Annotated in this window: 8 protein-coding genes and 1 pseudogene; all 9 read right to left on the bottom strand. The window is 70.8% G+C overall.

From position 1 onward, the window contains the following. Positions 1 to 94: 94 nt before the first annotated feature. A complete protein-coding gene (locus QIS96_RS32190; protein ID WP_282546373.1) occupies positions 95 to 2,389 on the bottom strand; it encodes an MMPL family transporter in 2,295 nt (764 codons plus the stop codon). 199 nt (positions 2,390 to 2,588) lie between these two features. Then, entirely contained in the window at positions 2,589 to 3,476 is an 888-nt protein-coding gene (locus QIS96_RS32185) for a phospholipase domain-containing protein (protein WP_282546372.1), read from the bottom strand. Between the two features lie 53 nt (positions 3,477 to 3,529). After that, positions 3,530 to 5,428 (bottom strand): annotated as a pseudogene (locus QIS96_RS32180) (phosphocholine-specific phospholipase C); the annotation flags it as partial. Between the two features lie 185 nt (positions 5,429 to 5,613). Next, positions 5,614 to 7,125, bottom strand: a complete 1,512-nt coding sequence (gene gatB / locus QIS96_RS32175; RefSeq protein ID WP_282546371.1) for an Asp-tRNA(Asn)/Glu-tRNA(Gln) amidotransferase subunit GatB — start codon at positions 7,123 to 7,125, stop codon at positions 5,614 to 5,616. Positions 7,126 to 7,141: 16 nt separating this feature from the next. After that, positions 7,142 to 7,375, bottom strand: coding sequence for a hypothetical protein (locus QIS96_RS32170; RefSeq protein WP_282511984.1), 234 nt, complete (start codon positions 7,373 to 7,375; stop codon positions 7,142 to 7,144). A gap of 5 nt (positions 7,376 to 7,380) precedes the next feature. After that, entirely contained in the window at positions 7,381 to 8,874 is a 1,494-nt protein-coding gene (gene gatA, locus QIS96_RS32165) for an Asp-tRNA(Asn)/Glu-tRNA(Gln) amidotransferase subunit GatA (protein ID WP_282546370.1), read from the bottom strand. Positions 8,875 to 8,880: 6 nt separating this feature from the next. Then, a complete protein-coding gene (gene gatC / locus QIS96_RS32160) occupies positions 8,881 to 9,177 on the bottom strand; it encodes an Asp-tRNA(Asn)/Glu-tRNA(Gln) amidotransferase subunit GatC (RefSeq protein WP_282511819.1) in 297 nt (98 codons plus the stop codon). A 129-nt stretch (positions 9,178 to 9,306) separates the two neighbouring features. Further along, the gene (locus tag QIS96_RS32155) at positions 9,307 to 11,424 is read right to left on the bottom strand and encodes a putative bifunctional diguanylate cyclase/phosphodiesterase (protein WP_282546369.1); all 2,118 of its coding nucleotides are present in this window, start codon (positions 11,422 to 11,424) and stop codon (positions 9,307 to 9,309) included. 251 nt (positions 11,425 to 11,675) lie between these two features. Beyond that, complete coding sequence (gene ligA, locus QIS96_RS32150) at positions 11,676 to 13,877, bottom strand: NAD-dependent DNA ligase LigA (protein ID WP_282546368.1); 2,202 nt, start codon at positions 13,875 to 13,877, stop codon at positions 11,676 to 11,678. Between the last annotated feature and the right edge of the window lie 11 nt (positions 13,878 to 13,888).

The raw sequence follows: 13,888 nt of genomic DNA, 5'->3' as shown, positions 1-13,888 counted from the left end.
CTTTCTTAACGCGCAGAGGTGCTTCCTGAACGCACAGCACCGGACACCCGACACGCTTCCTCAACGCACAGCACCGGACACCCGACGCGCTTCCTCAACGCACAGAGCCCGACGCCCGGCCCGCTTCCTCGTCGCGCCCCTCGTCGTTGTCCGCGGCCGCCTCCGGCTCTGCCCGCTGTGCAGGTATGGCGGCCACAGCCACACCGGACTCCGGCGGCTCGATGCTGATGCGCGGGAGCCAGCGGTCGAGGCAGCGCGGCAGCCACCAGTTGGCGCCGCCGAGCATGTGCATGAGGGCGGGGACGAGCAAAGTGCGCAGGACGAACGCGTCGAGCGCGACGGCGGCCGCGAGGGCGATGCCGAACATCGCGATGACCCGGTCGCCGCTGAGCACGAAGGCCAGGAAGACCGAAATCATGATCACGGCGGCGGAGTTGATGACCCGGCTGGTCTCGGCGAGCCCGACCCGGACCGCCCGCCTGTTGTCGCCGGTCTCCAGCCACTCCTCGTACATCCGGCTGACCAGGAACACCTGGTAGTCCATCGAGAGCCCGAAGAGCACCGAGACCATGATCACCGGGAGGAAGGGCTCGATCGGGCCCGCGGCGCCGAGGCCGAGGAGTTCGCTGCCCCAGCCCCACTGGAAGATCGCGACGACGACGCCGAACGCGGCGGCGACCGCGGCCACGTTCATCGCGGCGGCCTTCAGCGGGATACCCACGGACCGGAAGGCGAGCAGGAGCAGCAGACAGCCGAGCCCGATCACCACGCCGACGAAGAGCGGCAGCTTGCCGACGATGACGTCGGCGAAGTCGTCGTAGCCCGCGGTGACGCCGCCGACGTGGACGTCGAGCGCGGCGCCCGACTCGGCGCGCGCCTCCGGCAGCACCTCGCCGCGCAGCCGGTCGACGAGGTCGCTGGTGGCCTCGGACTGCGGCGCGGAGTCGGGCACGACGGTGAGGAAGCCGACCTCGCCGCGCTCGTCGTACGTCACCGGGGTGACCGTCGCGACGCCGTCCGTGCCGCGCAGGGTGGCCGGAAGCTGGTCGAGGGCGGCCTTGTCCTCGGCGTCGTGGATCTCGGCGACGAGGGTGAGCGGCCCGTTCACGCCGGGCCCGAAGCCCGAGCCTGCCCCGTTGGCGCCCGCGCCGGCGTCGCCCGCGAGGAGGTCGTACGCCTGCCGGGTGGTCGAGGTCGTCGGGTTGTTGCCCTGGTCGGAGGTGCCGAGGCGGAGGGAGAGCGTGGGCAGGGCGAGGACCGTGATCACGACGAGCGCGAGGACGCCGAGCAGCTTCGGGTGCTTCTCCACGAACGCGGACCAGCGGGCGGCGAGCCCGGTCGGCAGCTCGGGCTGCGGCCCGTGCTCGGCGAGGGCGCGGCGCTCGCGGCGGGACAGGGCGCGCATGCCGATGAGGGAGAGCAGCGCGGGCAGCAGCGTCACGGACGCGGCCACGGTCAGCACGACGGTGAGGGACGCGGCGATCGCGACGCCGTTGAGGAAGTTCAGGCGCAGGATGAGCATGCCGAGCAGGGCGATGCACACGGTGGCGCCCGCGAAGACGACGGCACGGCCGGTGGTGGCGACCGCGTTCTGCGCCGCCTCGGCCACGGAGAGCCCGCGTTTGAGGCCGCGGCGGTGCCTGGTCACGATGAACAGCGCGTAGTCGATGCCGACGCCGAGCCCGATGAGCATGCCCAGCATGGGCGCGAAGTCGGCGACCGTCATGAGGTGGCCCAGCAGGACGGTGCCCGCGTACGCGGTGCCGACGCTGACCAGGGCCGTCGCGATGGGCAGCAGGCTGGCGGCGAGGGAGCCGAAGGCGACGAGCAGGACGACCGCGGCGACGGCGACGCCCACGGCTTCGGCGAGGTGTCCGCCGGGCGCCTCGGTGAGGCCGACGGCGCTGCCGCCGAGCGCCACCGTCAGATCGCCGGAATCGGCCGCACGCGCGGTGTCGACCACGGCCTCGGCCTGGGCCGGTTCGATGTCGTGGACGGGCCCGTCGAAGGTGACGGTGGCGTACGCGGTGTGCCCGTCGCGGCTGATCTGCCCGGCGCCGTCGGCGTGGTACGGGCTGACGACGGAGGCGACCCCGGGCAGCCGCGCGATCTCGTCGAGGGTCCGGGTCATGGTCTGCTGGACGCCGGCCGCGTCCACGGTGCCGTCGTCGGTGTGCCAGACGACGGTGTTGCTGTCGCCCGCCAGTTCGGGGAAGCCGGACTCCAGGAGCTCGGTGGCGCGGCCCGACTCGGTGCCGGGGACGTCGTAGTTGTTGGAGTACGCGGTTCCGGCGAAGGCCGCCGCGGCGCCGACGCCGAAGAGGGCGAGCAGCCAGAGCAGAACGGCTACGAGACGGTGCTTGATGCACCACCGAGCAAGTGCTGCCACTGAGCTGCTCCCTGGTTGTTCAGTAGATCTTCATCGGGAACAGACCCGCAAAGAACACGTACCCGATACATATCCGACATCGGTCGCACAGGGAGCACTCTGACAGCTGGTGGTGATCGATTGCCCCTTTCGTGGCCATCCTCACAAGCGAGAACGGCCACGAAAGGGACGCACGCATCACGGGCGAAACGGGCGCGGGTCAGCCGGAGACGCTGTCGCGGCCGTTCTCGATGTGCCCCATCAGCCGCCGCCGGAACGGTTCGTCGCCCGCGGCCACGACCTCCAGGTCGTACCAGCCGTGCGCCTCGTCCGTCCCGTACGCGACGGTGCGGCTCGCGCCGGGCCGTACGCGGACCGTGCGCGGGGCGGCGTCGGTGTAGGCGAGCGGGCGCAGCGTGAAGGTCAGGTCGGCGCCGCCGGTGTTGCCCAGGGTCAGGCTGACGATGCGCGCGGACGCGTCGATCTTCGTCGTGACGGCGGCCGAGCCGTCGGCGCGCCCTGCGAACTCGCGGCGGAACCCGTTGGGCCCGGTCACGGTGAAGCGGTACGCGCCCTCGGTAAGGGGCACGCGCAAGGGTGCGGAGCCCCTTACATCGAGGTGCTGCGGAACCTCGTACTCCGCCGCGTACGGGTAGAGCGCGAAGTGCGCGCTGGAGCGGCCGGAGTTGGTCAGGGTCAGCTCGACCTGCTTGCCGTCGCGGCTCACCCGGCCGTGCGCGTCCGGCTGGTACGGCAGCGGGCGTGCGGGCCGGCGGCCGGGCTCCTGCTCCGGCATCTTCTGGTCCTGCGGCGGCTCGGGGCGCCAGCGGCCGGTGAACGGCGGCACGGGTCCGGGCTGTTCGACCTCCGGCTGCGGGCGGCCGCGCGTGAAGTCGAAGGCACCGGTCAGGTCGCCGGTGACCTGCCGCCGCCAGGCGCTGATGTTGGGCTCCTCGATACCCGTCCACTGCTCAAGGAAGCGGATGACGGAGGTGTGGTCGAAGACCTCGGACGTGACATGGCCGCCGACCGTCCACGGCGACACCACCAGCATCGGCACCCGTATCCCGAGCCCGGTGGGCTGCCCCTGCCAGTGCTCGTCGGCCACGTCGGCGGCCGGCACGGGCGGCGGGACGTGGTCGAAGAAGCCGTCGTTCTCGTGGTCAGGTCGGCGCCGCCGGTGTTGCCCAGGGTCAGGCTGACGATGCGCGCGGACGCGTCGATCTTCGTCGTGACGGCGGCCGAGCCGTCGGCGCGCCCTGCGAACTCGCGGCGGAACCCGTTGGGCCCGGTCACGGTGAAGCGGTACGCGCCCTCGGTAAGGGGCACGCGCAAGGGTGCGGAGCCCCTTACATCGAGGTGCTGCGGAACCTCGTACTCCGCCGCGTACGGGTAGAGCGCGAAGTGCGCGCTGGAGCGGCCGGAGTTGGTCAGGGTCAGCTCGACCTGCTTGCCGTCGCGGCTCACCCGGCCGTGCGCGTCCGGCTGGTACGGCAGCGGGCGTGCGGGCCGGCGGCCGGGCTCCTGCTCCGGCATCTTCTGGTCCTGCGGCGGCTCGGGGCGCCAGCGGCCGGTGAACGGCGGCACGGGTCCGGGCTGTTCGACCTCCGGCTGCGGGCGGCCGCGCGTGAAGTCGAAGGCACCGGTCAGGTCGCCGGTGACCTGCCGCCGCCAGGCGCTGATGTTGGGCTCCTCGATACCCGTCCACTGCTCAAGGAAGCGGATGACGGAGGTGTGGTCGAAGACCTCGGACGTGACATGGCCGCCGACCGTCCACGGCGACACCACCAGCATCGGCACCCGTATCCCGAGCCCGGTGGGCTGCCCCTGCCAGTGCTCGTCGGCCACGTCGGCGGCCGGCACGGGCGGCGGGACGTGGTCGAAGAAGCCGTCGTTCTCGTCGTAGTTGATGAACACGGCCGTGTGCCGCCACACCTCGGGGTGCGAGGCGAGGGCGTCGAGGACCTTGTAGACCAGGGTCGCGCTGTGGATCGGCGAGGACGAGCCGGGGTGCTCGGAGTCAAGCGCGGACGGCACCAGGTAGGACACCTCGGGGAGCTTGCCCGCCGCGATGTCCCGGCGGAACTCGTCGGCGAGCTCACCGGTCGGCACCCGGCGCAGGGCCCGCTCGAACAGCGAACGCTCGCGCGCGTCAAGGGACTTCACGCCCTCTTCGAGGACGGCGAGCAGCTTCTCCCGCTCGGCGTCGCTCGCCGCCTCACGCACCTTGGCGTAGAAGGCCTCCATATAGGTGTGCTCGGTCTTCGCGAGGACCTTGCGGGCGATCGCCTTGAAGGTGGTGAAGAACTCGATCTGGTTGTCGGTGAAGTTCTCCCACTCGGTGTACGTGCGCCAGCTGCGCCCCGCCTTCTCCAGGCGTTCGGCGTACGTGCCCCAGTCGTAGCCGGGGTGCGTGCCCTCCGCGTAGGCGTCGTTGCCGACGGCGCGGTTGCCGTTCGCCTCGTTGCCGGTCTTGCCGCTCCACAGGTGGTTGCGGTTGGGGCTGGTGGAGGTGTGGATCGACGAGTGGTAGGCGTCGCAGACGGTGAAGGTGTCCGCGAGCTCGTACTGCAGCGGAATGTCCTCGCGCGTGTAGTACGCCATGGTCGCCGCCGACTTGACGGTGATCCAGTTGTCCATCCAGCCCTTGTTCCAGGCCTTCGCGCCGCCCGACCAGGAGTGGTCGAGGTCGCCGATGTACTGCAGGTCCTTCTGCTGTGCCTCGGCCGCCGCGCGCACCGGGAACGGCAGCACGGTCCGGCCGAGCGGCGCGGGCTGCTCGAACACCGGCTTGCCGCCGGGCAGTTGGATCGCGTTGCGGTCACCGAAGCCGCGTACGCCGCGCAGGGTGCCGAAGTAGTGGTCGAAGGACCGGTTCTCCTGCATCAGGATCACCACGTGCTTGACCGCCTCCAGCCCGCCGGCGGGCGGCTCGGCGGCAAGGGCGGCCTGCAGCGAGGGCGGAAGCAGCGAGCCCGCCGTGGCGACGCCGAGCGCGCCGCCGCCGAGCGCGAGCAGCCGCCGTCGCGAAAGCCCTGCGCCTGAAGTGTCCGTGGCCAACTGATCCTCCCGAGTTCGTATCGACGCTCGGGAAGCTATGCAGCACGGATGGATCAGGGAAGACGTACGACCGTACCGGTGGTGAACGGTCCAAGCACCGGCCCGCGTTGTCCAAACCGGAGCTGAACGCCGAGGGCGGGACCGGAAGTTCCGGTCCCGCCCTCGTCAGCGTAGGAAACGGAGCGTCAGCCCTCGACGCCCAGCTTCTCCAGGATGAGCTCCTTGACGCGGGCCGCGTCGGCCTGACCGCGGGTGGCCTTCATGACCGCGCCGACCAGGGCGCCGGCCGCGGCCACCTTGCCGCCACGGATCTTGTCCGCGATGGCCTGGTTGCCGGCGATGGCCTCCTCGACGGCGGCGGTCAGCGCGCCCTCGTCGGAGACGACCTTCAGGCCGCGCTTCTCGACGACGGCGTCCGGGTCGCCCTCCCCCGCGAGCACGCCCTCGATGACCTGGCGGGCCAGCTTGTCGTTGAGGTCGCCGGCCGCGACGAGCGCGGTGACCCGGGCGACCTGCTCCGGCGTGATCGACAGCTCGTCGAGCGCCTTGCCCTGCTCGTTGGCGTTACGGGCCAGCTCGCCCATCCACCACTTGCGGGCCTGGTCGGCCGGGGCGCCCGCGTCGATCGTGGCGACGATCGGGTCGACCGCACCGGCGTTGAGCATCGACTGCATGTCGTGCTCGGTGACGCCCCACTCCTCGCGGAGCCGGTTGCGGCGCACGCGCGGCATCTCGGGCAGGCCCGCCCGCAGCTCCTCGACCCACTCACGGGCCGGGGCGACGGGGACCAGGTCGGGCTCCGGGAAGTACCGGTAGTCCTCGGCGTTGTCCTTGATGCGGCCCGAGGTGGTCGAGCCGTCGTCCTCGTGGAAGTGCCGGGTCTCCTGCACGATCGTGCCGCCGGAGGAGAGCACCGCCGCGTGCCGCTGGATCTCGAAGCGCGCCGCCCGCTCCACGGAGCGCAGCGAGTTGACGTTCTTCGTCTCGGAACGCGTGCCGAATTCCTTGGTCCCGTTGGGCCGCAGCGACAGGTTCACGTCGCAGCGCATCTGGCCCTTGTCCATGCGCGCCTCGGAGACGTCCAGGGACTTGATGACCTCGCGCAGCTCCGCGACGTACGCCTTGGCGACCTCGGGGGCCCGCTCGCCCGCGCCCTCGATCGGCTTGGTGACGATCTCGATGAGCGGGATGCCCGCGCGGTTGTAGTCGAGCAGGGAGTGGGACGCGCCGTGGATACGGCCGGTGGCGCCGCCGACGTGCGTCGACTTGCCGGTGTCCTCCTCCATGTGGGCCCGCTCGATCTCCACGCGGAAGACCTCGCCGTCCTCCAGCTGCACGTCGAGGTAGCCGTCGAAGGCGATCGGCTCGTCGTACTGGGAGGTCTGGAAGTTCTTCGGCATGTCCGGATAGAAGTAGTTCTTCCGGGCGAAGCGGCACCACTCGGCGATCGAGCAGTTCAGCGCGAGGCCGATCTTGATGGCCGACTCGACGCCGATCGCGTTGACCACCGGCAGCGAGCCGGGCAGGCCGAGGCAGGTCGGGCAGGTCTGCGAGTTGGCGTCCGCGCCGAGCGTGGTCGAACAGCCGCAGAACATCTTGGTCTTGGTGCCGAGTTCGACATGGACCTCGAGGCCCATGACGGGGTCGTACGACGCGAGCGCGTCCTCGTACGACACCAGGTCAGTCGTGACAGTCACGGTGAAACTTTCCCTCTCAGCCCAGCAGGACGTCGTCGTCGCCGAGCCGCTTCAGCTCGCGGTAGAGGATCGCCAGGCCGGTGACGATGGCGGCGGCGGAGACCGCGGCGTCGGCGAGACGCAGCAGGTCGTTGTCCTGGCGGGCCATCTTCGCCTGCTTCGCGACGCTCAGGGCACCGAAAGCGGTGCTGGCCAGCGAGACGTAGACGCCGGTCTTGGACTTCTTGAAGTTCTTGGCCTTCTTTGCCATGGCAGTCACAGCGACGGAGCCTCCTCAAGCAGCGGGTGACCCCACTTTTCCACGAACGCGGCCTCGACGGCGGCGCCCACCTTGTACAGGCGGTCGTCCTTCATGGCGGGGGCGATGATCTGCAGTCCCACGGGCAGGCCGTCCTCCGGCGCGAGGCCGCAGGGCAGCGACATGGCGGCGTTGCCCGCCAGGTTCGTCGGCAGCGTGCACACGTCCGCGAGGTACATCGCCATCGGGTCGTCGGCGCGCTCGCCGATCGGGAAGGCGGTGGTCGGCGTCGTCGGCGACACGATCACGTCGACCTGCTCGAAGGACTTCGCGAAGTCCTGCGTGATGAGCGTGCGGACCTTCTGCGCGGAGCCGTAGTACGCGTCGTAGTAGCCGCTCGAGAGGGCGTACGTGCCGAGCATGATGCGGCGCTTGACCTCGTCGCCGAAGCCGGCCTCGCGGGTCAGCGCGGTGACGTCCTCGGCGGACTTCGAGCCGTCGTCCCCGACGCGCAGGCCGTAGCGCATGGCGTCGAAGCGGGCCAGGTTCGAGGAGCACTCGGACGGCGCGATCAGGTAGTACGCCGCGAGCGCCAGGTCGAAGGACGGGCAGTCCAGTTCGACGATCTCGGCGCCCAGCTCCTTGAGCAGCGCGACCGACTCGTCGAAGCGCTGCACGACACCGGCCTGGTAGCCCTCGCCGCGGAACTGCTTGACGACGCCGACGCGCATGCCCTGCACGCTGCCGTTGCGCGCGGCCTCGACGACCGGCGGGACGGGGGCGTCGATGGAGGTGGAGTCCATCGGGTCGTGCCCGGCGATGGCCTCGTGCAGCAGAGCCGCGTCGAGGACCGTGCGCGCGCAGGGGCCGCCCTGGTCCAGGGAGCTGGAGAACGCCACCATGCCGTAGCGGGAGACGCCGCCGTAGGTCGGCTTGACGCCGACGGTGCCGGTGACGGCCGCGGGCTGGCGGATGGAGCCGCCGGTGTCGGTGCCGATGGCGAGCGGGGCCTCGAACGAGGCGAGCGCGGCGCTCGAACCACCGCCGGAGCCGCCGGGAATCCGGGTCAGGTCCCAGGGGTTGCCCGTCGGGCCGTACGCGCTGTTCTCCGTCGACGAGCCCATGGCGAACTCGTCCATGTTGGTCTTGCCGAGCACAACGACGTCGGCGGCCTTGAGCTTCTTGACCAACGTCGCGTCGTACGGCGGGAGCCAGCCCTCGAGGATCTTCGAGCCGACGGTCGTCGGGACGCCCTCGGTGGTGAAGATGTCCTTGAGCGCGAGCGGGACGCCGGCGAGCGGGCCGAGCTTCTCGCCCTTGGCGCGCTTCTCGTCGACGGCGCGGGCCTGCGCGAGCGCGCCCTCACGGTCGATGTGCAGGAAGGCGTGCACCTTCTCGTCGACCGCTTCGATCCGGGCCAGGTGCGCCTCGGTGACCGCTACGGCGGTGAGTTCGCCGGAGGCGATCTTCGCGGCGATCTCGGCCGCGGTGAGCTTGATGATGTCCGTCATGGTGGGTTAGTCCTCCCCCAGGATCTGCGGCACCTTGAAACGCTGCTGCTCCTGGGCCGGGGCGCCGGAGAGCGCCTGCTCGGGGGTGAGCGACGGACGGACCTCGTCCGCGCGCATGACATTGGTCAGCGGCAGCGGGTGGGAGGTCGGCGGTACGTCTTGGTCGGCGACCTCGGAGACGCGTGCTACTGCGCCGAGAATGTCGTCGAGCTGGCCGGCGAAGTGGTCGAGCTCTTCGTCCTTCAGCTCCAGACGCGCCAGCCGAGCGAGGTGGGCGACCTCCTCGCGCGTGATGCCAGGCATGCGGATCCTCACTGGGATGAGCGTGATGTGTGTCTGGCCCAATCCTATGGGGCTCGGCGCTGTGCCCGTTAAACGGTCGGCCGGAGGGGTTCCGCAGCGGCGGCGCGCGGGCGCGGCTCCGCAGGACCGTTACTTCACCACGTGCCCGGAGGGCCGTTCCGCATCCTCCTGGGTATCGGGGTCGGTCTCGGCCGACAGCTCCGCGGGGCGGCGCCAGCCGCGCGAGCCGCGGGCGCGCAGCCAGGACGTGGTCTCCACGGCGGGCATCGCCGCCGCGACCAGCCAGCCCTGCACCGCGTCGCAGCCGAGGTCCCGCAGCCGCTCCCAGGTCTCGTCGTCCTCGACGCCCTCCGCCACGACGAGGAGGCCGAGGGAGTGGGCGAGGTCGACGGTGCAGCGGACGATCTCCGCGTCCTCGTTGTCGATCGCGAGGCGGGCCACGAACGAGCGGTCGATCTTCAACTCGCTGACGGGCAGCCGCCGCAGGTGCACAAGCGACGAGTACCCGGTGCCGAAGTCGTCGAGGGACATCTTCACGCCGTGCCCGGTGAGCCCCGCGAGGGTGTCCGCGGCGCGCTGCGGGTCCTCCAACAGCACGTGCTCGGTTATCTCCAGCTGGAGTGCGCCCGCCGGGACGCCGTGCCGGGCGAGCCGGGCGGCGACCGCTCCGGCGAAGCCGGGGGTGTGCACGTCCCGCGGGGAGACGTTCACCGCGACCGGCACCTTCAGGCCCTGCTTGTGCCAGCGCGCGACCTGCGCGAGCGCCGTCTCCAGTACGTACTCGGTGAGGTGCGGCATGAGGCCGGAGGACTCGGCGATGGCGATGAACTCGTCCGGCGGGACCTTGCCGCGCTCCGGGTGCACCCAGCGCACCAGCGCCTCGAGCCCTGCGACCTGGCCGTCGAAGCGGACCTTCGGCTGGTAGTGCAGCTCGACCTCGCCCGCGTCGAGTGCGCGCCGCAGGTCGCCCAACAGGCCGAGGCGGTCGGGGGTGTTGGAGTCCCGCTTCGACTCGTAGACCTCGACGCCCGTGCGGTCCCGCTTCGCCTGGTACATCGCGACGTCGGCCCGGCGGAGCAGGCCCTCCGCGTCCAGGGCGTGGTCGGGGAAGACGGCGAGCCCGGCGCTGGCCTCCAGGACGAGGGTCAGCCCGTCCAGGTCGAGCGGGGAGCTGAGCTCGGCGACCAGGCCGCGGGCGACGCGCTGCGCGCTGGTCGTGGAGTCGCAGGTCGGCAGGAGCACCGCGAACTCGTCGCCGCCGAGCCGCGCGGCCTCCGCACCGCGCGGCAGGGCGTGCCGGAGCCGGTCGGCGATCTGCAGCAGCAGCCGGTCCCCGGCGAGGTGACCGAGGGTGTCGTTGACGGAACGGAACCGGTCGAGGTCGATCAGGACGAGCGCGGAACGCGCCCCGACCCGCTCGGCCTCGTCGAGCGCCGTCCACGTCCGCTCCAACAGCCACTGCCGGTTGGGCAGTCCGGTGAGCGGGTCGCGCAGCTGCTCCTCGGCTCGGGCGCGCGCGATCCACAGGGTGGAGTCGAGGGCGATCAGCGGGACCGCGAACAGCGGAAGCAGGATCGGCAGAGCCGTGGCGACGACGCAGATCAGCGGGGCGATGCCGAGCAGCGCGACGCCGACGAGAGCCTGGCGGACCACGGCGGTACGGGCGACCGTCGGCAGACCCGCGCCCTGCGGTGCGCTCAGGTACCAGAGGAGCAGCCGGGTCACGAGGAGATACGCGGCGGCGACCAGGACGATCTCCGGGGCGCTCCAGGCGTTCCAGCTGTTCGGGTCCCAGGGGGTCTCGACGGACGGGGCCTGGCCGAAGGCCGCGAGGACCAGGGCGCCGGCGCAGATGCCGATGATGTCCACCGCGCCGTGCAGCACGGCCTGGCGCCAGCGGCGTCTGCGGGCGGCGGCGACCAGGACGACGACGGAGAGGCTGACCATGCCCGCGGGCACCCAGCCGTAGAGAAGGAGGACGGCGAGGGTGAGGGCGGCGCCGGAGCCGGTGCCGCCCCACCAGCGCTCACGGCCGAGGAGTACGAGATGGCCCACGATGACGCCGGTGAGCACGGCGAGCGACGAGCCGACGGCGCCGCTGGGGAAGAGTGCGTGCTGGTCGGTGAAGGCTCGGACGAACCCCGCTGCCAGGACCACTGCCGCGGTGGCCGCGATGGCGGCCGGCAGCGCGGGCGCCATCAGCCGGCGCAGCCCTGACACCGGATCGGCGCTTTCGGTCGGTTTCATTCCCGTCCCTCTCACAGCCGGCGGTGCCCACGCCACGCGGCCCTCGTCTTCAGAAGTCACCGCGTCTGAAAACCCTTTCCCCCGGCTCTCGTGGAGCAGGAGGCACCCCCTTCGCAGCGGGGCACGGCAGGCGCACTTCTCAACAGTAGGCCGCAGAAGGCCTCTACGGGCAGCGGTCGACAGCGGTTGCCCGAATGCGACCCGGCCACCCGTATGCATCTGGTATGCGCTGAACGGGTGGCCTTCAACCGCTACTCCTCGGCCGAAAGTGCGACATCCCGCGCGGCGTCAGGACCTTGGTCCAGGAGCACCGCGAAGCCATCTTCGTTCAGAACCGGGACTTTGACCTGCATGGCCTTGTCATATTTCGAACCCGGATTTTCACCAACCACCACAAAAGACGTCTTCTTGGAGACGGATCCGGTCACCTTGGCTCCAAGACGCTGCAGGGCCTCTTTTGCGCCATCTCGCGTATATGTCTGGAGCGTTCCGGTCACGACGACCGTCACTCCCTCCAGCGGACGCGGCCCTTCGTCGGCCGCGCCCTCCTCCTCCATGCGGACTCCCGCGGTCCGCCAGCGGTCGATGATCTCGCGGTGCCAGTCCACCTCGAACCACTGCTTGAGGGAGGCCGCGATGGTCGGTCCGACGCCTTCGACGGCGGCCAGCTCCTCCTCGCTCGCCTGCTCGATCCGCTCCATGGAACGGAACTCGCGGGCCAACGCCTCGGCGGCGACCGGGCCCACGTGCCGGATGGACAGGCCCGTGATGACGCGCGCCAGGGGGCGGTCCTTGGCCTCCTGGATGTTCTTCAGCATCGCCAAGGTGTTGGCCTTCGCCTCGCCCTTCTGGTTGGCGAAGAACGTGACGACCTTCTCCTCGCCGGTCTTCGGGTCCCGCTTGGGCAGACCGGTGTCCTGGTCCAGGACGTACGACTTGATGGGCAGGAGCTCTTCGACGGTGAGGTCGAAGAGGCCGCTCTCGTCCTTCAGCGGCGGCTCGGCGGGCTCCAGGGGCTGGGTGAGCGCCGTCGCCGCGACGTAACCGAAGTTCTCGATGTCCAGGCACTTGCGGCCCGCGAGGTAGAACAGCCGCTCGCGCAACTGGGCGGGGCAGGAGCGGGAGTTGGGGCAGCGCAGGTCGATGTCCCCCTCCTTCATGGGCCGCAGTGGCGTGCCGCACTCGGGGCACTCGGCGGGCATCACGAACTCCCGCTCGCTGCCGTCCCTGAGGTCCACGACCGGGCCGAGGATCTCCGGGATGACGTCCCCTGCCTTGCGCAGCACCACCGTGTCCCCGATGAAGACGCCCTTGGCCTTGACCACGTCCTGGTTGTGCAGCGTCGCGAACTCGACCTCCGAGCCGGCCACCGTCACAGGCTCCACCACCGCGTACGGCGTGACACGGCCCGTGCGGCCGACGCCGACGCGGATGTCCACCAGCTTGGTGTTGACCTCCTCCGGCGGGTACTTCCAGGCGATGGCCCAGCGCGGCGCGCGCGAGGTGGAGCCGAGGCGGCCCTGCAGCGGGATCTCGTCGAGCTTGACGACCACTCCGTCGATCTCGTGCATCACGGAGTGGCGGTTCTCGCCGTAGTACGCGATGAACTCCCGCACGCCGCCGATGTCTTCGACCACCTTGTTGTACTGCGCGGTGGGCAGGCCCCACTCCTGCAGCAGGTCGTAGGCATGGCTCAGGCAGTCGATGTCGAAGCCCTCGCGGGCGCCGATGCCGTGCACCACCATGTGCAGCGGGCGGGTGGCGGTGACGCGGGGGTCCTTCTGGCGCAGTGAACCCGCCGCCGCGTTGCGGGGGTTGGCGAACGGCTTGTCGCCGTGCTCCACCAGGCGGGCGTTGAGCTCCTCGAACTTCTCCATCGGGAAGAAGACCTCGCCGCGGATCTCCACGAGCTCCGGGACGCGGTCGCCCTGCAGGCGCTCCGGGATGTCCGCGATCGTACGGACGTTGGGCGTGATGTCCTCGCCCGTGCGGCCGTCCCCGCGCGTTGCGGCGCGGGTGAGCCTGCCGTGCTCGTACGTCAGGTTCACCGCGAGGCCGTCGACCTTCAGCTCGCACAGGAAGTGGTACTCCCCCGAGCCGACCTCCTTCGCCACGCGGTCGGCCCACGTGGCGAGTTCCTCGTCGTCGAAGGCGTTGTCCAGGGACAGCATCCGCTCGCGGTGCTCGACCGCGGTGAACTCCGTCTCGTACGCCCCCGCGACCTTCTGCGTCGGGGAGTCCGGGGTGCGCAGCTCCCCGTACTTCTCCTCCAGGGCCTCCAGGGAGCGCAGGAGCTTGTCGAACTCCGCGTCGCTGACGACCGGCTGGTCCTTCACGTAGTACCGGAAGCGGTGCTCCTCGATCTGCTCCGCGAGCTGGCGGTGCTCCTCGCGCGCTTTCGCGGGCACGGAGCTCGCGGTCGAGGCAGTCTGTGCGTCCTTGTCGCCGGCCACCGTTGTCGTCC

It is taken from the genome of Streptomyces cavernicola, assembly GCF_029968035.1.
In the GTDB taxonomy this organism is placed as follows: Bacteria; Actinomycetota; Actinomycetes; order Streptomycetales; family Streptomycetaceae; genus Streptomyces; species Streptomyces cavernicola.
This window is presented reverse-complemented; position numbering and strand designations above follow the sequence as displayed.